At 34.9% G+C, this 22538-nt stretch carries 20 protein-coding genes and 1 pseudogene; 20 read left to right on the top strand and 1 reads right to left on the bottom strand.

From position 1 onward, the window contains the following. Positions 1–6 precede the first annotated feature (6 nt). The 12 genes and pseudogenes from LN736_RS09605 to LN736_RS09550 all read left to right on the top strand — a co-directional run bounded on the left by LN736_RS09605 (position 7) and on the right by LN736_RS09550 (position 10996). On the top strand, positions 7–1074 hold the full coding sequence (locus tag LN736_RS09605) for a FecCD family ABC transporter permease (RefSeq protein ID WP_229981453.1): 1068 nt from the start codon (positions 7–9) through the stop codon (positions 1072–1074). After that, complete coding sequence (locus LN736_RS09600; RefSeq protein ID WP_229981452.1) at positions 1071–1823, top strand: ABC transporter ATP-binding protein; 753 nt, start codon at positions 1071–1073, stop codon at positions 1821–1823. Before LN736_RS09605 ends, LN736_RS09600 begins: the two co-directional genes overlap by 4 nt. 46 nt (positions 1824–1869) lie before the next feature. After that, positions 1870–2979, top strand: a complete 1110-nt coding sequence (locus tag LN736_RS09595) for an iron ABC transporter substrate-binding protein (protein WP_229981451.1) — start codon at positions 1870–1872, stop codon at positions 2977–2979. A gap of 318 nt (positions 2980–3297) precedes the next feature. Next, a pseudogene (locus LN736_RS09590) lies at positions 3298–3916 on the top strand (Crp/Fnr family transcriptional regulator). Positions 3917–4478: 562 nt separating this feature from the next. After that, positions 4479–5366, top strand: a complete 888-nt coding sequence (locus tag LN736_RS09585) for a hypothetical protein (RefSeq protein ID WP_229981450.1) — start codon at positions 4479–4481, stop codon at positions 5364–5366. An 86-nt stretch (positions 5367–5452) separates the two neighbouring features. Next, positions 5453–7447 (top strand): AAA family ATPase, encoded by a 1995-nt coding sequence (locus LN736_RS09580; protein ID WP_229981449.1) that lies wholly within the window; start codon positions 5453–5455, stop codon positions 7445–7447. A 60-nt stretch (positions 7448–7507) separates the two neighbouring features. Next, on the top strand, positions 7508–8491 hold the full coding sequence (locus LN736_RS09575; RefSeq protein ID WP_179977712.1) for a recombinase RecT: 984 nt from the start codon (positions 7508–7510) through the stop codon (positions 8489–8491). Positions 8492–8636: 145 nt separating this feature from the next. Then, positions 8637–9086, top strand: a complete 450-nt coding sequence (locus tag LN736_RS09570; RefSeq protein WP_150358275.1) for a hypothetical protein — start codon at positions 8637–8639, stop codon at positions 9084–9086. Positions 9087–9088: 2 nt separating this feature from the next. Beyond that, positions 9089–9331: a hypothetical protein gene (locus LN736_RS09565; protein WP_150358274.1), complete on the top strand. Its 243-nt coding sequence runs from the start codon at positions 9089–9091 to the stop codon at positions 9329–9331. Between the two features lie 19 nt (positions 9332–9350). Beyond that, positions 9351–9725, top strand: coding sequence for a helix-turn-helix domain-containing protein (locus LN736_RS09560; protein WP_179977711.1), 375 nt, complete (start codon positions 9351–9353; stop codon positions 9723–9725). Positions 9726–9961: 236 nt separating this feature from the next. Beyond that, positions 9962–10246, top strand: a complete 285-nt coding sequence (locus LN736_RS09555) for a hypothetical protein (protein WP_207708018.1) — start codon at positions 9962–9964, stop codon at positions 10244–10246. Between the two features lie 24 nt (positions 10247–10270). Beyond that, complete coding sequence (locus tag LN736_RS09550; protein WP_179977710.1) at positions 10271–10996, top strand: MBL fold metallo-hydrolase; 726 nt, start codon at positions 10271–10273, stop codon at positions 10994–10996. 102 nt (positions 10997–11098) lie between these two features. On the opposite strand, the gene tnpA is transcribed toward LN736_RS09550, so the two are convergent. Beyond that, entirely contained in the window at positions 11099–11512 is a 414-nt protein-coding gene (gene tnpA / locus LN736_RS09545; RefSeq protein WP_179977709.1) for an IS200/IS605 family transposase, read from the bottom strand. An 88-nt stretch (positions 11513–11600) separates the two neighbouring features. Between tnpA and LN736_RS09540 the strand changes: the two genes are divergently transcribed. From LN736_RS09540 to LN736_RS09505, 8 genes are all read left to right on the top strand, one after another. Next, complete coding sequence (locus LN736_RS09540; protein ID WP_229981448.1) at positions 11601–12968, top strand: IS200/IS605 family accessory protein TnpB-related protein; 1368 nt, start codon at positions 11601–11603, stop codon at positions 12966–12968. A gap of 703 nt (positions 12969–13671) precedes the next feature. Next, positions 13672–15411: a sigma-54-dependent Fis family transcriptional regulator gene (locus tag LN736_RS09535; RefSeq protein ID WP_179977720.1), complete on the top strand. Its 1740-nt coding sequence runs from the start codon at positions 13672–13674 to the stop codon at positions 15409–15411. 155 nt (positions 15412–15566) lie between these two features. Then, the gene (dapA, locus tag LN736_RS09530; RefSeq protein ID WP_179977719.1) at positions 15567–16454 is read left to right on the top strand and encodes a 4-hydroxy-tetrahydrodipicolinate synthase; all 888 of its coding nucleotides are present in this window, start codon (positions 15567–15569) and stop codon (positions 16452–16454) included. A 27-nt stretch (positions 16455–16481) separates the two neighbouring features. After that, on the top strand, positions 16482–17645 hold the full coding sequence (locus LN736_RS09525) for an iron-containing alcohol dehydrogenase (protein WP_179977718.1): 1164 nt from the start codon (positions 16482–16484) through the stop codon (positions 17643–17645). 17 nt (positions 17646–17662) lie between these two features. Then, the gene (locus LN736_RS09520; protein WP_229981447.1) at positions 17663–18982 is read left to right on the top strand and encodes a four-carbon acid sugar kinase family protein; all 1320 of its coding nucleotides are present in this window, start codon (positions 17663–17665) and stop codon (positions 18980–18982) included. A 59-nt stretch (positions 18983–19041) separates the two neighbouring features. Then, a complete protein-coding gene (locus LN736_RS09515; RefSeq protein ID WP_229981446.1) occupies positions 19042–19992 on the top strand; it encodes a phosphoglycerate dehydrogenase in 951 nt (316 codons plus the stop codon). 111 nt (positions 19993–20103) lie between these two features. Then, positions 20104–21438 (top strand): MFS transporter, encoded by a 1335-nt coding sequence (locus LN736_RS09510; protein ID WP_229981445.1) that lies wholly within the window; start codon positions 20104–20106, stop codon positions 21436–21438. A gap of 126 nt (positions 21439–21564) precedes the next feature. Continuing rightward, positions 21565–22500 carry an SMP-30/gluconolactonase/LRE family protein gene (locus LN736_RS09505; protein ID WP_179977715.1) on the top strand — a complete coding sequence of 312 codons (936 nt, stop codon included), beginning with the start codon at positions 21565–21567 and terminating at the stop codon, positions 22498–22500. Positions 22501–22538: the final 38 nt, after the last annotated feature.

Raw genomic sequence — 22538 nt, 5'->3', positions numbered from 1 at the left:
GAATTGATGAAATTGAAAGATGAGATATACATAAATTATGAAAAGTATACAATAAGGAAAAAAATTATAATTGCATTTATTTTGCTGATCATTATAGTTTTTTCTCTGTTTTCAATATGTGCTGGTTCATCGAATATTAGGCCCTATCAGGTCTTAATGGGCATTTTTCAGAGGGGAGACGGATTATCCAATCTTGTAATTTGGAATATACGGCTTCCTAGAGTTCTGGCTGCTGTCATAGCAGGCGCAGGACTATCTGTTGCGGGATGTGTGATGCAGAGTAATTTGAGAAATCCTCTTGCATCACCGTCAACTTTGGGAATATCAAATGCTGCAGCTTTTGGTGCAAATGTTGCTATTATAGTATTTGGAGCAGGGAGTGTTAAGAGCACCGGTGCTGATGCAGTGCTTATAGACAATCCATATACAGTTACTATTTGTGCGTTTTCCTTTTCCATCATAGCTGCTGTTATTATTTTGATGATTGCAAGGTTCAGATCTCTTTCTCCGGAGGCTATATTACTTGCTGGAATAGCTATAGGCTCACTTTTTTCTGCAGGTATTACACTTATTCAGTATTTTGCCCAGGACGTTCAGGTGGCAGCTGTTGTATTCTGGACATTCGGCGATCTTGGACGTGCTTCTTGGAGAGAAGTGATTATAATGGCAGTTCTTATAGGGGCATCAATAGTTTATTTTATTGTCAGGCGTTGGGATTATAATGCTATGGACAGTGGGGAGGAAGCTGCAAAAAGTCTGGGGGTAAGCGTGGAGAGAATACGATTTGGGGGGATGTTTGTTTCTTCTCTGATCACCGCGGCATCAGTTTCATTTCTGGGTATTATAGGATTTATAGGGCTTATTGGACCTCAGATAATGAGAAGGGTTATTGGAGGTGACCATCGTTTCTTGATTCCTGCATCTGCCTTTATGGGTTCACTTTTACTTCTTGTTTCTGATACCTTTGCAAGGAGCATAGTTTCACCTATAATTCTTCCTGTTGGAGCTATTACATCTTTTATGGGAGCACCTATGTTTTTATATCTGCTTATGAGGGGGTATGGAAAAAAATGATTTTATCTGTAAGGGGGCTTGCATTTAGATATCCAGGCAGATCTGTTCTCAAAGACATTAATTTTTCAGTGGAGAAAGGAGAATGTGCCGCACTCCTGGGTACAAATGGAGCAGGAAAATCCACCCTTCTCAAGTGCATAGATCGTATATTAAAAGCACAATGCGGCACTGTATTAATTGAAAACAATGAAATCTTTAAGCTCAATTCCATAGAGCTTGCCCGGAAAGTAGGTTATGTTTCGCAACAGCAGTCAAGTATACGGACTACTGTTTTTGATTCGGTGCTTTTGGGAAGAAAACCCTACATTAAATGGAATGCTTCAAAAGAAGACATTTTAATAGCCAATAAGGCTATTGAAGTCCTGGAACTTGGGGATTATTCTCTAAGATTTTTAGATGAATTAAGCGGCGGAGAACTGCAGAAAGTTGTCATTGCAAGGGCTATTGCCCAGAAACCTGAGGTACTTCTTTTAGACGAGCCCACAAGTAACCTGGATTTAAAAAATCAGCTTGAGGTAATAAGAATCATTCATAAAATAGTCAGATTCCAGGGGATTGCTGCTGTAATGATAGTTCATGATTTAAACCTTGCCATGAGATTTGCAGATAAATTTGTTCTGCTGAAAGACGGGACAATTTTCGCTGCAGGAGGAAGGGGAATAATGACTCCAGAGAATATTGAAAGCGTTTATTCTGTTCCGGTGGCTGTGGAAAACTATAGGAATATTCCTGTAGTTGTACCGCTGTAAATTATATATTTGGAAGATATGTTAAATATGTGAGGGGGAAAAAGTTGTGCATAAAAAGTTTCTAAGCCTGTTACTTATGGGAGTATGTGTTTTTTCTTTTTTGATTAGCGGCTGTTCACCTAAATATGATGAAACTTTAGATTCTAAAACTAAAAAATTAGCTGTGACTGATTTGCTGGGGAGAAAGATTACATTAAATAAAAAAATCAATAGAGTTGTAGCTATTGGACCAGGAGCATTGAGGCTTTATTGTTATATAAATGGTTCAAAGAATTTGGCAGGTGTGGAGCAGACTGAAAAAGGAAGTGTTGTGGGAAAGCCATATATGATGGTGAATCCCGGTATTGCAAAGCTTACAACTATAGGTCAGGGAGGGCCTAATAATTCGCCAGATGCCGAAAAAATACTTTCAGTAAAACCGGATGTTATTTTTGATACATATGCTTCAGATAAGTCTTCGGCAGACGAGCTGCAGTCCAAAACCAATATACCTGTTGTGGTTCTGAGTTATGGTAAACAATCCACCTTTGATGCTGATATGTATATTTCACTGCAGATTATTGGGAAAGTTGTTGACAATGAGAGCAGGGCGCAAAAAGTAGTTGATTATATGAAAAACTGTAAAGATGATCTGGACAGGAGGACTAAAGATATCCCTGAAAGTGAAAAGCCAAGTGTATATGTGGGAGCTCTGGGCATGAAGGGTACCCATGGCATTGAAAGTACTCAGGGCAATTATTCTCTGCTTAAGGCTGTAAATGGGAAAAATGTAGTGGATGAAACAGGAAAGGACGGTACGGTTATGATAGATAAGGAAAAACTCCTTAAATGGAATCCGGATAAAATATTTATAGATGAAGGGGGACTTCAGGTGGTTCAAGAAGATTATAAGAAAAATCCCGACTATTATAATAATCTTTCCGCAGTTAAAAACGGTGAGGTATATTCACAGATGCCCTATAATTTTTATACTACGAATATTGAAACTGCTATGGCAGATGCCTATTATCTTGGAAAAGTTCTCTATCCTGAAAAATTTAAAGATGTTGATCCCATAGAAAAGGCTGACGAAATCTACAGATTTCTTCTTGGGAAAGAAGTGTATTCACAGATGGCAAATAATTTTGGAGGGTTTAAAAAAATAATGTTAAAATGATTTTTTGATAAATAATTTAGATTTTAATTATGGATATTTAATTAAACAAGAAACTATATGAAATATATTCAAGTGAAATTTTATTGTGGTAACTAACATATGTGTAAATTATGAAAAATAAATGAGAAGGTGATTAAGTCACTTAAATATTAAGACAAATAATTTATAATAGGATTCATAAGAAATAGGACAATTGAATCAAGGTGATTATAATTGTTTTATATATGCCACCAATTGAAAATATGTTTGTCGGAGATTTGTATATAATAAAATTGTGGAGGGGAAAATGATTAATTATGAAAAAAATTAAGTAGTAAATTGGACAATATAAAACATTTATATGAAGCATATCCAGTGTTCAAAAAGATTAATATGGATAATGGTGAAATAATAGAAAGAAAGGCAGTTTTTGAAACAATTTGTTTTAATGAGTATATAAAATTAGCATTAGGAACATGTCTTGGAGTATTATTTGTCGCGAAAGGTACAATAAAAATACAAAAAATTAAAGGAGGGAGAGTTTTGTCATGAAACTTTAAGCTGTTTGTTAAACCTGGGATCCTTAAAAATAATAGGTAGGGCTATTCAGGATTCTGAAATATGTGTAATTCCAGTTAAAATAGTTCAAAAGTATTTTATCCAAGATAAAGAATTTTTATTATGTATGTATAAAGATCTATATAATAAATTTAATGCTGTTATAGAAAATAAAGAAAGAATAATTCATGAATCCTTAGAATCAAGGCTTATTAGGTTACTTCTCAGTAAGAATAGCAAGATAATTTATGCAACGCATGGACAATTGGCTTTTGAGGTTGATTCCGCTAGAGAAGTTGTTAGCAGGAAGTTAAAAAGTATTGAGAAAAGTGGATATATAAAATTGCAAAGAGGTAGGATAATAATACTTAAAGATTTAAATGAATTGTTAGATTGTTAGAATGTTAGGTTTGTAGGTTAATTGCTAAAATGTTAAATAGAAAATATTAAATATTTAAACTGAATAATTTTTGCCCAATTTTTACCACACATTAAAAGTAAGAAATAAGTTATTGCGATTAATTTATTTTCTGTTTTCTAAATTCATTTATTTTATCATCAGATTATGCAAAATTATCGTTAGATTACCCACACAACTATATCTATGTATTAGATATCAGTATTTATAGATATACTATTAATATGGGTAATCTGATGATAATTTATTTTTTATGTTACTTTAATGTTGGTAATCCGATGATAATTTTATTTATAAAATACCGGTGTAGATTTTAGCTGCATCGGTATTTTTTTATGTCTAAATAAAAAAATATAAATAATCGGACTGGGCATACTTTTCATCTCAATTTACCACATATTAAGTATATAAGGAAATTGGTTAATGCTCATGTGGGTAACATTTAGTATCGGCTGTATAGCCTAAATGTGGATGTCGAAAACTGTCTTTAAGGCAGTTTTTTATATATAAAAAAATAAAGAAAAAAGGAAAGGTGGAATGTATTATGAGTCATTTTACAGTTGCAGTATTTACAGAAGAAGGAGGAAAGACAGTAGAGGAGTTACTTGCACCATACCAGGAAAACAATATGGGTGATTGTCCGGAAGAATATTTAGAGTTTATAGATGTCGAAGACAGGGAACTTGACAGTTACAAGAACGAAGAAATCGACATGGTAAAATGTCCCGACGGAAAATTATTATATCCATGGGATGAAAGGTTTAAGAAAAATGGAATACCTAAAGATGGATACAAAAAAGTTAAAACCAAATTCACAGAAATATATCCGTCGTTTGACAAATATATGGAAGAATATTGCGGATTTTCTAAAGACTCAGATAAAAATAGGTATGGATACTGGGAAAATCCCAATGCAAAGTGGGACTGGTATCAAATAGGCGGTAGGTGGTCCGGACTGCTAAGGTTAAAGCCACTTGCTACATCAGGGAATTATGGAACAAGAAGTTGGACCAATAAAGAAGAAATAATTCCTGAGAATAGAGTAGATTCAGCAAAAATAAAAGACATAGATTTTTCAGTAGATAGAAAAGAATATGAAAGGTTTATCAGGTTCTGGGAATTAAAAGTCGATGGTGATGCACCAGGGAATGAAAAGGAGAAGGAGCTTTTAAAGTGGGATATTTACAAGAAAGAATACTATGTAGACAAATATTCCAGCAAAGAAGAGTATGCAAGAATACAAAGCTCGTTTAACACATATGCCGTAATTACCCCCGATGGGAAATGGCATGAAAAAGGCGAAATGGGATGGTTTGGTCTTGGAGCGGAATCAGATGAAGAGGACAAACATTGGAATAAAAGCTTTAAAGAAATGTTTATAGATACGGCAGATCCAGAGTGGACTTTAAGCATAGTGGATTGCCATATCTGATCTATAGAAAATATAAATTGCTAGTTCAAAATTTGGACTAGCAATTTAAATCAAGATAAAAATTTAAATAGGAAGTGAAGATAAAGATGTGTAAAAAAATATTTTTGGAAAAGCTGGTTCTTAAAAATTTCAAGGGAATTAAAGATCTTACTGTGGATTTTTCAAAGGTAACTGATATCTATGGAGATAATGCCACAGGCAAGACTACACTATTCGATGCTTTCATGTGGCTACTTTTCGACAAGGATAGCCAGGACAAGAGCAGGTTTGATGTGCAGCCCTTGGATGAAAACAACAATGTTGTAAAAATGATTGAAACTGAGGTTGATGCAATCATCAGGGTAAATGATACGGAGATTTTGCTTGGAAAAGTGTTGAGACAAAAATGGGTTAAAAAGCGCGGCCAGGTTGATTCGGAATTCAAGGGATATGAGACAACATATAGTATTGACAATGTACCCAAGAAACAAAATGAATACAAAAAATTTGTAAGTGAAATCATACAGGAAGATATATTCAAACTCATTACCAATCCAGTGTATTTCAGTACAGATATCAAATGGCAGGATAGGAAAAAAATATTGATGGATATCATAGGTGAAGTTACAGATGAGGATGTAATTGATTCAAAAGAAAGTTTGAAACCTCTGGCAGAATTATTAAAAAACAAGAGCATAGAGGAGATCAAGAAAAGCATAAATGCTACAATCAAAAAATTAATCAAGGAAAAGGAATCAATTCCGCCTAGAGTGGATGAAAAGAGAAGAGAGCTTAAGGATGACATTGACTTCAGCGGTCTGGATTTTAGAAAGGCTGGAATAGTTGCAGGTATAAAAAGCCTGGAGGAAAAGCTTATTGACAAATCTAAGATAAATGACGAACTACTGGCAAAAAAGGATGAGCTGTATGCCCTTAAATCAAAGCTCAAAGATATTGAACATGGAGAAATGAAAAAAACTCAAAGTGTCAAAAACAAAATATCAGAAAAGCTGAGAGATATAAACAGCCAGATAGCTGAAATTAAGTTCAATATTAAATCACTGGAGATTGAAAAGGCTAATAACCTTAAAATGGCCGGAAAGCTGGAGGTGGAGATTAAAAGCTTGAGAAGTGAATGGCATAGGGAAAACAAGAAGGTTTTTGAACTCCCTGAAAATGTGCGTATCTGTCCGCTCTGTAAAAGGCCCTTCTCAGATGGTGATATTGCAAAGCACCAAAAAGAGTTGCAGGAAAATTTCAGGAAAGAAAGGGCTGAAAACCTTAAAAAAATAACTGTCAGGGGTCAGGCAAAAGCCAATGAACTCAAGAAGTATAAAAAAATCATATCTCAAAAAGATGCTGACTTAAAAGCTACCAGTGAAAAATTAAATTTATTGAACAAAAGAAAAGTGGAACTGCAGAACCAGATCAACAGTTTCAAGTCATCTGTAGATATGAACGGTAACAAAGAATATCAGGAAATATTAAAACAGATAGGATCTCTCCAGGCTGAATTGTCCAAGCCTGTTAAAGAGGACTCACAGATAAAGGAATTAAAAGAAAAAAAGCAGTCACTCGAAGTAGAACTTGAAAAAATCAATCGTGAATTGGGATATAAAGATATGAATAAGCAGGTAAATAAAAGGATTGATGAGCTTCTTGATAAAGAAAAATCAATAGCCCAGCAAATCGCAAATCTCGAAAAGAGAGATGATTTATGCAATGAATTCATAAAAACTAAGATCAGATTACTGGAAAAAGGCATAAATGAAAAATTCAAATATGTTGAATTCAGATTCTTCAAGCTGCAGGTCAACGGTGGTATAGAGGAAGACTGCGAACCTCTGGTGAACGGAGTTCCTTTTAATACAAGCCTTAACAATGCTGCAAGGATAAATGCGGGGATAGACATTATAAATACTCTGTGCAAACATTACAGGATTACTGCACCTGTATTTATCGACAATAAAGAATCTGTCACCAGAATTATAAGTACTGATGCACAGATAATTAATCTGATTGTAAGTGAAGCAGATAAAACTCTTAGAATTCAAAAAGGGAATAATGAAGAAACACTGGACAGGTTGGATAGTTGTGCATAGCAAGCCAATTATATTGGCGTGATAATAAAAATTTTAAATTTGAAGAGAGGATTGATATAAATGGAAAATAAGAAATTATCAAAAAATCATGGAAATGTAACGGTAAAAAACATTATAGCAAATGAAAGCATCAAGAAAAGATTTCAGGATGTTCTGGGGAAAAGAGCATTTGGATTCATGGCGAGTATTATAGATATTGCCAGTAATAAAAACCTTGAAGATGTTGAACCATTCAGTATTGTAAGCAGTGCTCTTGTTGCTGCTACATTGGATCTGCCTATAAACCCCAACCTGGGTTTTGCATATATTGTACCTTACAATGATAGGAAGAGAGGCAAGGTAGCACAATTTCAGATGGGGTATAAAGGATTTATCCAACTTGCAGAGAGGACCGGGCAGTATAAAACAATAAATGCCATTGTGGTGTATGAAGGAGATATAAAGCATGTAAACAGATTGACCGGGGAGATTGAACTTGATGACAAGAATACAAAGCAGAATAAAATTATCGGGTATATATCGTATTTTAGGCTGATAAACGGTTTTGAAAAAGCATTTTTTATGACAGTGGATCAGGTGGAGAAACATGCGAAGAAATACAGCCAAAGTTACAAAAGCCACAAAGACTATATTGTAAAAAGTAGCAGGTGGACAACTGATTTTGATACCATGGCACTCAAAACCGTGCTTAAACTTTTACTTAGTAAATATGGGATGCTCAGCATAGATATGCAGCTTGCACTGGAAACAGACCAGGCACTAATAAAAGGCAGTGTTCTTCGTGATGGAGAACATATCAATGGAAATAATGTTGAATATGTTGACAATAAAGATGCCATAGATGTTAATTTTGAAGAGGAACTTAAAAATGCCAATTCACAGGAACTTGATATTGAGGAGGATAGTTCTTCACAAAATGAAAAAACAGGCAAGTCTAATACTTCTGGGAATAAGGATATAAAATCAGACGGAGATAAAAATGGGGACACCTCAAAAAGTGATGATATTCCAGGACAGACCGAAATGGAAGATCCGGGATTTTAATAGCAAAATCTAAAACATTAATTATTTGATAGTGGCAGTAATCTTCATTGCTGTCACTTCTCAGATAAAAACTGTAATCACCTTGATTACAGTAACTACATACATTATAATAAATATAAAGATTTATTATAGAAGGTGGTTTAATATGGAAATTTTTAATAAAAGAAAGCTTAATATTAGAGATACAAAAAGATATTATAGTGATTTAAATAACACGGCATTAAAAGGCCTGGAAATTGTTACATTTAAAGGCATAAATAAAAATGCCAATGAGGATGAAGAAGTAAGCCATATAAAAACATTATATGTTGATTTTTTAATGGGATTTCTAAAGTTTAATCCTGTTGTGGAATCGGGTGAAGAACTTGGAGGCTATACTATAGCATTAAATGAAATAGACATGTATGGTGAGGGCAATACTTTAGATGCTGCAAAGGAAAATTTAATAGATAGTATCTTAGAATATATTGATATTTATATAGAAAAAATTGATTTATTCAATAAGGTTGAAAGTATAGAAAAACAGGTATATATGCTGAAATTAATTCGTTGTGATGGTGACAGAGAAAAACTAAAGAAAGAGATAGGTTTATAATTATGGCGATACGATTTGACATGGGACAAATAAAAAAATTACTTTTATATTTTAATATGAAACCACTTAAAAAAGGTAGTTTTATATATGGAGGTATAGGTAATGATGGAATATACCGTACTTGTAAGTTCGATTATCATAAGGATAACGATACATTAAGGCCCGGTACTGCTAGTGCTATTGCTCATTCATTAAAATTCAAGAATGTCATGGAGATGAAAAATTTCATAGATAAAAATTTATAAAAGAATGAGGGAGATTAAAATGAATGATATGTTGGGTTTTGGAAAATTTATCACGGATAAAAGGAAATCACTTGGAATGACATTGAGAGGAATAGCTTCTGAAATAGGAATTGCCCCTGCATATCTCAGTGATATTGAGAAGGGCAGAAGATATCCACCGGATATGGATAAACTTAAACAAATGGTTAAAATCTTAAAATTAACTGAGGATGAGAAAAATACAATGTTTGATTTGGCAGGAGAAGGTAAAAATAAAATAGCACCTGATCTTCCGGATTATATAATGTCATCTAAAAAAGTAAGAGCGGCACTAAGAAAAGCTAGAAAAGTTGCTACAGAGGAGGATTGGGAAGAATTTATCAAAAAGTTAAATAACAAGGAGCAAGGATTGTGATAGAGGTCAATTTATATAGTGGTCTCTATTTTTGTTTATGAAATACCGGTGTGGATTTTAACTGCGCCGGTATTTTCTATTTCAAATAAAAAAATAAATAATCAGACCAACTAATTTTTTTACTCCGTTTTTACCGCATATTAAAAGTGAGAAATAATTTGGTAAACGCCCGATAGGGTAACGATTGATATTGGCCATATGGCTAAAAAATTAATAAGCAAGGGAGATAAATAAAAATGATTCTAAATACGTATAAACCTAAATTCGAGTTGGGACAAATTGTTGTCACACCTGCTGTATTAAAAAAAGTTCCTAAAATAGAAATTGAATTCTGTCTGACACGCCATGCACAAGGAAACTGGGGAGATTTGTCTGAAGAGGATCAGGAGGTAAATGAAGAAGCTCTGAGAAATGGAGACAAAATACTAAGTGCTTATAGAAGTTCTGCCGGTATAAGATTCTGGATCATAACAGAAGCGGACAGGAGTGCAACAACCATCCTTCTGCCTGAGGATTATTAACATAATAGAGGAGGAGATAAGCAATTGGAGCTTAAAGTTTTAGGTTCAGGGAGCCAGGGTAACTGCTTTCTCCTTGAAGGAGAAAGCGGGAGCCTTATTATTGAAGCGGGATTGCCATGGAAAAAAATCATAAAAGGAATGAGCTTTAATATTGAAAATATTTGTGGATGCCTGATTTCCCATGAACATCTCGATCATTCAAAAGCGATAACTGATGTCTTGAATAATGGTGTAGATGTTTATACAAGTAAAGGAACAATTGATGCGTGCAAGGTATCTGGATATAGGATTCACATTGTTGAAAGCAAAAAGCAGTTCACTGTAGGAAGTTTCACTGTAATGCCATTTCAGGCTGAACATGACGCAGCGGAACCACTGGGATTTCTTGTGCAGCATGAAGAAATGGGCAAGTTGCTTTTCATAACAGACAGTTATTACTGCAGGTACAAATTTTCTGGACTTACACATATTATGGTTGAATGTAATTACAGTATGGATATCCTAAATTCAAATTTAGAAAAAGGGTTAGTACATCCTGCCGTTGCCAAAAGACTTCTGACATCACACTTTAACCTTGAAAATGTCAAGGAATTTTTGAAAGTTACAGATTTGAGTATGGTTAAAGAAATAGTTCTACTGCATTTGAGTGACAACAACAGTGATGAAAAAATGTTTGTAGATGAGATTGAAAAACTAACTGGAAAGCCTGTATATGTTGCAGATAGAGGATTAAAAATAGGATTGTTCTAATATAAATCAATACTTTTTCGATAATTTATAAGAATAAATTGAACAAAACTGAAAAACGCAATCCCCTTCTATAGGAGAAGGCTTAGGAGGGGTTAGTTTTTCCTACTCAGAAGGAGTAGACTGGTTCTCAATGTATTGTTCGATAATATCAATGGTGGCACCACCTGTAGAAAGAACAAGGTAACTTTCACTCCAGAAGAAAGGTTTCCAGTAGAAATTAGCCAGGTAACCGGCGTAGTCTCTTCTAATCAGCCTAGAAGTTACTGTTTTAAAATTATTTATAAGTTTAGACAGCTGTACCTGTGGAGGGGCTTCAAATAAAATATGCAGATGGTCAGCTTCTCCGTTAATCTCTAAAATACTGCAGTTCCATTTATTAAAAGTGTTATTGGATATTTCAATCAAGCGGTTTAAAATATCTCTGTTTATACATTTGTGTCTGTATTTAGTTACAACAACCAAATGATATTTCAGACTGTAGCAACTATGTCTGTTTCTTTTATATTCTATATTCATAGGATAGTATAACTCCTTTACAACTAAATTAAGAATAGTATAATTATAGTATACAAACGGTATAAAATCAACAAAGGAGGTGTGGATTATGCAGGTGATAAATTCATATAAAGTAAAAATAGTAAACATGAATGATTGTTTAAAAGAAACTATAGAAATTTACAGGAAGGCAGTATCTTACTTTATAAATGTGGTTACCTCAGAGAGGGAGCTCTTGGAAAAGTTAAGCTCTAAATATAGGGTAAATCTCATAGAGCATCTGACACACACAACAAAAGATAATCCACATCCAGAGTATGATGGTTTTGACAGACAGTTCTATAAATTCCCTTCATATTTGAGGAGAAGTGCAATTATGGATGCCATGGGAATAGTCTCTTCCTACTATAGCAATCTAGAAAATTATAAGGAAGAAAGACATACCCAGGTATCTAGTGGTAAAAAGTTTAAGAAAAAAGCACCCAAATTACAGGTAAAGCACTATAAATGTCCTGCCCTTTACAGGGGTAATATGTTTAAAATGCTGGACAGAAACCATGCCCAGATAAAGATATATAAAAACAATGACTGGGTGTGGCTCAGGGCATCTCTAAGGAAGCAGGACATAAAGTATATAGAAAAAAACTGCAGAGGCAGAAAGTTTTCGCCGATACTTGTCAGGAAAGGCAGAAACTATTACCTGCAGTTTGCATATGAAAACAAAGTAGAGTTCAGGGAAACATCCCTTAAAGATAGGGTAGTGGTATCCGTAGATCTTGGTATAAATCACTCCGCAGTATGCAGTGCAGTTGATTCAAAAGGAACTGTCACTGGCAGGAAGTTTATAAACCAGCCGGAAGAAAAAGACCTGATGAATCACCTGGTAGGCAGATTGTGCAGAAAACAGAAACAGAGCGGGAAAAAGGCAAAATTGACCAGGGCATGGAATAAGATAAACAACCTGAAAAGAGAAATAACCAACAGGACAGTCCATGAAATAGTCAGTTTTGCGGAGAAAGTAAATGCGGATACCGTAGTATTCGAGTACCTGGACCGGTTTCCTAAAATCAAGGGCAGCAGAAACAAGAGAATAAGAATGAAACTGCAGCTTTGGACAAAAATTGCAATACAGAACAAAGTGAAGCACAAAGCCCACAGTGCCGGCATGAGGTTCAGCAGGGTAACGCCTAAAAATACATCTTTGTTGGCCTATGACGGGAGTGGCAGTGTTAAAAGGAATAAGGACAACTTTAGTCTGTGTACTTTCAGCACGGGAAAGCAGTATAATTGTGACTTGTCTGCAAGTTACAATATAGGTGCTAGATATTTTATAAGGGAGTACCAAAAATCCATACCTGCAAAGGAATGGTCGGAAGCTGTGGCAAAAGAACCGGGGCTTCTGCGAAGAACTCAGAGCACTCTGGCCACATTGATTAGTTTGGCAGGAGTAGTGCAGATAGAAAAAGAAACTGCTTAATTCTTCCGGCAACAGAAGAAATACTCAGCTAAACCGTATTTGTGGAAGAGAAGTCTGCCTGTCAAAAGGTAGAAGCCTCTTCTATACTAACCTGTTTAGTTAGGAGGGGAGGGTTCACAGGATAAATTAAAATCTTGCTTTCAGAAGAAAATTTTCTAATTGAAAATTAGTGTCCAGTGAAATATAATTTTATATATGGTACCTTGATAGAAATAATCAGGGTGCTTTTTTGTTTTAAATAAAAAATATAAATGGTTGAACTGTTTTATTTTTTTGACCTTGAAAGCTAGCATGGAAAATTTAAGAAAAAATTCAGTGATGTAAAAATAAGGGCAATATCGGACAGCATACTATAAGTATCTACGGAAACCTTTACAATTTTAATTTTTATCTGGTTGATTACTCAGACATATACAACAGTAGAAGAAGTATGACAAAAGGTATAGAGGACAAAACTTTGAGTAGTATGGAAGCAAAAAGAACACATTCATTATTTTCTGAGCCAATCCTTCTAGAATAAAGTTACTTAACATTGTTAAAAATAATCTATACTAAATGTTTACTTTTGTGCTTTTTTATAATTGTGTAAAACTAAATTGGGCTTATTTTAATGAATGTGTTCAATTTAGAATTTGTTTTTGTAAAATAACTATTTTTTCTGCTATAATAAGAATGTGTTTTAAATTGAAACAGGAGGAAAAATATGAAGGTTGTTGCAATTGCTCCCTATAATGGATTGAAAGAATTGATTCTTCAGTTAGCTAAAGATGAAGAGGATATTGATTTACAGGCAGAAGTAGGCGATTTGGATCTAGGAGTGAATATGGCAAAGAAAGCACAGGATATGGGTGCTGATATTATTATAAGCAGAGGTGGTACGGCAGAATTAATACAGAGAGAGGTAAATATTCCTGTAGTTGATATAGAGGTTTCTGGCTATGACATGCTGCGAGTGGTAACTCTTGTAAGCGGATTAAAAGGAAAAGCAATCATTGTAGGGTTCCCTAAAATATCCGAGGGAGCAGCCACAGTTTGCTCATTACTTGATATAGACATACCAAATTATGTAATTTACAGTGAATCAGAAGTAATTCCTAAGCTTCAGGAAATCAGCAAAAAAGATTATCAGATAATTATTGGAGATGTAGTAACTACTCAAAAGGCAAAAAAACTAGGATTTAATACAGTATTGTTTACATCTGGAAAGGAAAGTGTTTTGAAATCCTTTAATGATGCCAGAAAAATTTATAAAGTTTTGAAAAGGGCTAGAAAGGAGCAGATGATACCGGCTGCCATTATTGAACAGGCTGAAGAAGGAATTATAGTCCTGGATGAAAATTTTAATCATGTTTATTCCAATGCTTATATGGACAATATATTTAAGGATAATTGGCATTTCATAAAGAGAGAATGGGCGTATTCAGTGTTAAGTGAGGGGAAGTTTAGTACTACAGTTGAGTTTGATAATTTTATATGGAGAGTTTCAGGCAGCAGCATAAAGAAGGAAAATAGAATTTATATTGTATTTTGCCTGTGCAAGATATCAGACTATTCAAAGGATAAGGCTCATGGAGTTATTATGAAAAGCAGCAGTACAGACAAAACATCTTCCCTGCTTTTGGAGAGCAAATATATGGAAGGCATATTGAAAAAAGTGGATAAATGCAAAAACACCAATATACCTATATGGATTTTGGGAGAGAGAGGAACTGAAAAGGATGATCTGGCAGAATTTTTACATTTTGGATATGAAACTAAATCCGGTACCTTTATTATATTGGATTGTAGTTTGATTTCAGAGGAAGATTGGAGTAAAATGCTTTTTACCAATATGTTGAATATGGATATGGGAACTGTTTATTTCAAGGATGTACAGGAGCTATCTCCAAATAGTCAAAGCATATTGAATAGATTCCTGGATTGCGGTAAGAATATAACTTCCAGAATTATAATATCTTCTTTGGACAATATTGTGGAGAAGCATGGGTTCAGCTCGAATTTGTATTATAAAATTTCACCAATTACATTGAAGATTCCTCCTCTTAGGGACAGAATTGATGAAATAGACAGTTTGTCCAGACTTTTTATAAATGAATACAATGCCTTCTATGGGAAACAGATTGTAGGAATTAGGGACGATGCACTTTTAAAATTAAAAAAATACAAATGGAAAGGAAATACACTTCAGTTTCGGAAAACAGTGGAGCAAATAGTTATGTTTTGCAAAAATGATTATATAGAATTAAATGACGTAAAACAGGTACTTGATGATATGACCTGCAGCTGTGATTTTGAAGATGATGTTGTGGAACTGGATGGGACCCTGGAGGAAATTGAAAAAAATATTATTCAGAAAATGTTGAAAAAAAATCAAATGAATCAATCCAAAGTAGCAAAGAAACTGGGCATTAGTCGTTCCACTTTATGGCGCAAATTGCAATAGCGCCTTTTTTTTATACAAAAAATAATAAAAAACTATTGCATTTTAAAACATATAAATATATAATAAAACTGTAATCAATTTCAAATGTTTTAATATAAAACGTTTTTGCTGAAATATTTATAAATATGTTTTATATAGATAAGGGGGAAATACAAATGGATTTAAAAGGAATTATAACTGCCATGGTAACACCTATGGACAAGCAGCAGAAAATAAATTACCCTGCCACAAAACAACTTGTTGATTATCTTATTGGATCAAGTGTTGATGGTATTTTTATTTTGGGAACCAATGGTGAATTTCATCTACTGAGTAATAAGGAGAAGCTGGAATTTGCTGAGAAAGTCATTGAAGAAGTAGATGGAAGAGTTCCTGTTTTTGTTGGTACAGGCGGAAATGGAACAGAGGAAGTAATTAAATTGTCAAAAGAAATGGAGAAAATAGGAGCGGATGCTCTTTCGATTATAACCCCCTATTTTATAACTCCAAGTCAAAGCGAAGTAATTCGACATTACAATAAAATAGCGGAATCCGTATCGCTTCCAATACTTTTATACAATATACCAGGAAGAACGGGGATGACTTTGGAACCAGAAACAGTAGTCGAGCTGGCAAAAATGGACAACATAATTGGGATAAAAGACAGCAGTGGCAGTTTCGAAAATATCAAAAAGTATATAGAGATCACTAAAGATGAAAAATTCTCCGTACTGGCGGGGACGGATTCATTGATACTTAAAACTCTCATGGCGGGGGGGAAAGGAGCTATAGCAGCTACTTCAAACATGATACCGGATATAGTTGTTGCCATATATCAAAACTGGCTTAAGGGAAATATGGAGGAGGCACAAAAAGCCCAGGAAGATCTGCAGCCTCTTAGAGATACCTTTAAGTACGGCACACTTCCTTCTGTTTTGAAAAAGGCTGTGGAGCTGTATAGCAATATACCGGTAGGACCTCCAAGATTTCCGGCAGTGGAGCCCACAGGTAAAGCACTTGAAAAGGTTGAAGAAATGGTTGAGTTTTATAAAAAACAAGTATAAACATAATTGAAAGGAAGGGACCATTATATGCAGAAAATCTATAAATTTCAAACGGCGGATAATATTGTTGCAGGGAAAAACTCTATTGAAACTCTAAAAGAAAATATAGATATTATAGGAGGTAAAGTTAAGGCAGCGTTGATCGTGACTCAAAAACCTATGAAGGATTTAGGTTTTGTGGATGTTATAACTAAGCAGTTAAATGAAAAGGGAATCAAAGTTGATGTTAATACAAATACTATTCCGGAACCCACCATACAAAGTATAGAAGATATTTCAAGCAATATAAAGAAAGAACATTATGATGTGCTGATTGGAATAGGAGGGGGAAGTGTTCTGGATACTACCAAAATTTTGGCAGTACTTGAAACAAACGGTGACTCAATAAAGGAGATTTTAGGTACAAATTTGGTTAAATACCCGGGAACTCCCACGGTGTTAATCCCAACAACTGCCGGGACAGGTTCTGAAGTAACACCGAATGCCATTGTCACTCTTCCTGAAGAACAATTAAAAATAGGAATGGTCAGCAGGTATTTACTTCCTAAACTTGTATTAGTAGATCCAAGTTTGACCGTAGGGCTTCCTAAAGCTGTTACAGCGTCTACAGGTATGGATGCTTTTATTCATTCTCTTGAATCCTATATTTCAAATAAAGCCAATCCAATAAGTGATATGTTTGCATTGAGATCAATAAAATTGATATCATCCAGTATAGTGGAAGCCTATGAAAATGGTAAATCTATTAAGGCAAGAGAAAATATGATCTTGGGATCTCTTTTTGGAGGTATGGCATTAACAGCTGCGGGAACAGCTGCAGTTCATGCACTGGCATATCCACTTGGAGGAAGTTTTAAAATAGCACATGGGGTCGCAAATTCAATGCTGTTACCTCATGTAATGGAATTTAATATGGATTGTATCACTGATAGGCTTTATGATGTGGCAGAGCCCATGGGAATTGAGAGAAACCTTCCTGCAAATAAAGTTGCAGAGAAGGTAATAGAACGGCTTAGAGAATGGATTAAGATTTTGGAAATTCCTCAGGATTTAAAGGAATACGGAGTTAAGAAAGACGACATTCACGGATTAGCTGTAGCTGCCTCTAAGGTTACCCGGCTTCTGGGCAATAATCCTAAAAAATTAAGTATAAAAGATATAGAAAATATCTATAGTAAATTATTAAAATAAGTAGACGGAGAAAGTGAATGAGGATAGCAGTTATTTCAGATGATTTAACGGGTGCCAGTGATTGTGGAGGACAGTTAGTTCAATATGGATTAAATGTTTCTGTAATTCTAAACTGGGATAAATTATCTTTAAAAAAAAATGATGCAGTTATATATAATACAAATAGTCGTGATATATCTGAAGAAGAAGCTTATGAACGAGTAAAATATGTTTCTAGATATTTAAAAGGTAAGCCTTTTGATATAGTTTATAAAAAAATAGATTCTACAATGAGAGGAAATATTGGACAAGAAATCAATGCTATGCAAGATGTATTTCAAAAAGATTTTGTTATTATTGTACCAGCTTACCCTAAAAATGGAAGGCAGGTAATAAATGGAACTTATTATCTTAATCATAAAAAATTGACTGAAACGGAAGTAGTGAGAGATCCTAAGACACCAGTAGAAGATTCTGTCATCTACCGGTTAATTGAAAAGCAATCTAATAAAAGTGTAGGTCACATTTCTCACGATGATTTGATTCAGGGGTATGAACATGTTTTTAAATGCTTGGTTAATTTTAAAAATAACAATACGTCTTATATTACAGTAGATACAGTTAATGAGAATGATTTAAAAAAGATAACTTCTTTTATAAAAATAACTGAGTTCTCTGTTATATGGTGTGGGTCTGCAGGGCTTATGGAGTTTTTACCACCTACTTATGGGATTAAACAAAGAATTTATAAGTCAGATGGGTTGCCCAAAAATAGTAATAAAATTTTGTTTGTAGTTGGAAGTGTAAGTAAATGCAGCAGAAAACAGCTGGATAGATTATTATGCAGTACTGATACGGTGGGAATAGAGGTTAAATCTGCGAAGGTTATTTTAAATGATAAAAGCAGAAAAAGCGAATTGGGTGAAATAATGAGGAAGGTGTCTAATTCTATAAATTTAAATAAGAATGTTGCTATATTTTCCTCTGCCGAAGTAAAACGAACTCAAGAAATGGGAATAAAACAAGGATATAGTATGATTCAAATTAGCAACATAATTTCAAAATTTTTAGGAGAAGTATCAGCATGTGTGGTTAATAAGTTTAAAATAAAAAACCTGTTTGTCACAGGAGGAGATATAGCATATCAGGTATTTGACAATTTAAATGTTGATGAATTTAAGTTATTGGGAGAAATGGAACCTGGAATACCATTTGGAATGCTAGAGAAGAAGAGTAAAATTTTTGCTGTGACAAAAGCGGGAAGTTTTGGATCGGAAATGTCTATGGTTAAAGCTGCTTTTATATTACAGGGAAATGTATTGAAAGATGTAAACAATGCCGTTAAGGGGAAATTATAAGATAGCTTTAAAGTTGTGCTAGCTTGATACTAAATGTTTAATAAAGGATGTGTTAAATAATGAAAATAATATCTACTTCACCTTCCTTTGCAAAGTATTCAAAAGAACCTATTGAATATCTGCATAAATATGGAATTCAGGCAGAGTATCTGCCTGCCAATATGGGGGAAGATGAATTTATAAACAGGATACAGGAGGCGGAGGGGCTGATAGTAGCTTTTACACAGATAAATTCAAGAGTTCTTGACAATGCGCCAAAGTTAAAAATTATATGTAAGCATGGTGTGGGCGTTGACAATATAGATCTTGAAGAGGCCAGAAAGAGAAATATATATGTGACAAATGTACCAAATGCTAACAAGCATGCTGTTGCAGATTTTGCCTTTGGGCTTGTATTGTCTGCTGCAAGGCAGATTCCTCAGGCAAATGAACTTACTAAAAAAGGAAAATGGCCGAGAATATTCGGAACTGATGTGTATGGAAAGACCATAGGAATTATAGGGCTTGGAAACATTGGAAAACAAGTTGCCTTGAGGGCAAAAGGCTTTAATATGAGAGTACTGGCCTATGATCCCTATCCGGACAGAGAATTTGCAGGCCGGAATGAAATCGAATTTTTATCCTTTGAAGAACTGCTAAAGCAGAGTGATTTTGTTACCATTCATATTCCGCTGGTTGAAAAAACAAAAAATTTGATAGATCTGAGTAAATTAAAGCTTATGAAAAGTACTGCGTATCTAATAAATGCTTCACGCGGAGGGATTGTAGCAGAAAGTGATCTTTACAGAGCATTGAAAGAAAAAATAATTTCAGGAGCTGCCATTGACGTTTTTTCTGAAGAACCGGTGAAAACGAATTCGCTATTTGAATTACCAAATTTTATAGCATCGCCTCATATAGCGGGATATACTGCAGAGGCGGTCAATGCACTTGGAATGACATGCGTAGAAAATATTATAAATGTATTGATAAAAAAAAGTACACCAAATTTTATTGTGAATGGTCTGTAGAAAGCTTAATGGCTAAAAGGTAAGACAGATTGGCCATTGAGAAATTATATATTTTACATTTAGGCTCAACATCTAGTGAGATGCAAGCCATGGGAAGGGGAATAAATAATAATGAGCATGCAAAATAAAAAGGCAGCTGTAAGTAACCAAAGCACTTTAAACAAATCGGATAATATGCGCAAAAAAGCCGGCCGTCGATGGGTTATGCTGGGCGTACTGTCATTGGGTGTGGCATTCAACTACTTGGATAGATCAACATTAAGTATCGCATTGCCGTATATCATGAAAGATATTCATATGACACCCGCTGTGACAGGTGTTATTCTTTCTGGATTCTTCTGGTCATATGTTATTTTCCAACTACCGGCAGGATACATAGGCGATAAGATTGGACCAAGGTTGACACAAGGCTTTGCTTCGATTATCTGGGGATTATCAACAGCATTGAATGCACTTTCAAGAGGTTTCTTTTCCTTTTTCGGACTTCGTTTTGTCCTTGGTGCTGCGGAATCACCTCTTTATACTTCCGGCAGCAAAGCTATTAAGGAATGGTTTCCAAAGAAGGAACGCAGCTTTGCAAGCGGTACATTTAACAATGCATCAAAACTTGGCGGTACTGTTGCCACTCCACTTCTTGCAGTTCTAATTACTACTATTGGATGGCGTTTATCCTTTGCAGTTGTTGGTGGTATTGCAGCTATTTGGGGATTTATATGGTTGAAATACTATAAAACGCCGAGACAGTATAACAGTATCACTGAGGAGGAACTAAATCTTATTGAGTCTGATCAGGAAGAAGTAAAAGAGGATGTTTCAAAAGAGCTTCCCAAATATGCAGTAGCAAAATTATTTAAGCAAAAAACCATGTGGTGTATGATGGTAGGGTTTTTCTCCATTAATTTTGTCTCTTACTTTTTCTTTACATGGTTTCCTACTTACATGATCAATACTTATCACCTTAAGCTTCTTACCTTTGGTTTTATCGGCATTTTACCAGGAATTGCTGCCATGATTGGTGGGTGGATTGGCGGGATCGCCTGTGATCAGCTTTATAGAAGGGGATATTCAACAACAATATCAAGAAAAGTTCCCCTGATCGTGGGTTTGTTATTGAGCTGCGTAATTGGTCTAGCTGCTATTTCCCACAATATCTGGTTTACTGTGACTGTTCTTTGCATAGCAAATGGAGCGGCTACTGGAGCGGGATCTGTTGTATGGACGCTTCCTGCTGATGTTGCGCCAAACAGTAATATGATCGGCACTATAGGCGGTGTACAGAATGCTGCAGCGAATATTTCTGGAATAGTTTGTCCAATTCTGATTGGTGTACTGCTTGGAATTAGTAATTCTTACACTTTACCCTTTATTATATCCGGTATTGTTGCTCTCGTAGGGGCATTTGCTTACTTGATTATGCCAAAACTTGAGCCCATGAAACTACATTGAGAAGTTCTAATTTCCAGAGAAATTATATTTCTGTTTTGTTAATGAGGTAATATATCGTTTATATGGTTGTTGTAGATACATTTAATTATAATAATTTAAGTATTTTTATTTTAGGAGGTATAAAAAATGTTTATGATGTGTGAGAGATATCCGGATCCCAGGGTTCGTGTTATAGATCCAAAATTCTCTAAGTATCTTGTAAAGCATGCCGGTGTAGAATGTATCGCCACAGGATACCGATGGTGTGAAGGACCGGTTTGGTTTGGTGACTGGCAATGTCTGCTTTGGAGTGACCTTCCTAATGATCGCATTATGGGATATTATGAACCTGATAATACAGTTTTTGTTTTTAGAAAGCCATCGCACTTTTCAAATGGAAATACCAGAGATCAAAATGGATTATTAGTTACTTGCGAACATGCCAGCAGGCGAGTAACAAGAACTGAGCGTAATGGATCGGTTACTGTTATTGCAGATAACTTTAAAGGAAAACGTTTGAACTCTCCAAATGATGTTGTAACGGCTTCAGATGGTGCAGTTTGGTTTTCAGATCCTACTTTTGGCCTGAGAAGTTTTTATGAAGGTGGCACGGGAGAAAATCAAGAATTAAAACCGGCTGTTTATCGAATAGATCCGGTTACAGGTTCTGTTGAAATGCAAATCGTAGATATGATAATGCCAAACGGACTTGCTTTTTCTCCTGATGAATCCCTTTTATATGTAGTAGACTCTGGAACGGATCCATTACAAATTGTTCAATATCCAATTTGCAATGGAAAAGTTTGCGGGTCAAAAAAAGTACTAATTTCAGCTGCCAATGATAATGGAAGACCTGATGGCTTTAGAGTTGACGATGACGGAAATCTTTGGTGTGGTTGGGGTGAAGGAGAAGGGCGCGATGGTGTCAGAGTCTTTGATAATATCGGAAAATGTATTGGTGCAATTGACTTACCTGAACGTTGTGCGAATCTTTGTTTTGGAGGCAAAGGTGGGAATCGTCTTTTTATGGCATCATCTTCCTCTATATATTCCCTATATGTGGATGCAAAGGGTGCTGTTTAAGTTTTATAGAAAATTTATAGTAATGAAAGGATGAAACA

The organism is Clostridium aromativorans (assembly GCF_020908015.1).
GTDB lineage: Bacteria > Bacillota > Clostridia > Clostridiales > Clostridiaceae > Clostridium_B > Clostridium_B aromativorans.
Note: the sequence above shows the minus strand (reverse complement) of the source record. Positions and strands in the feature narration are given on the sequence as shown.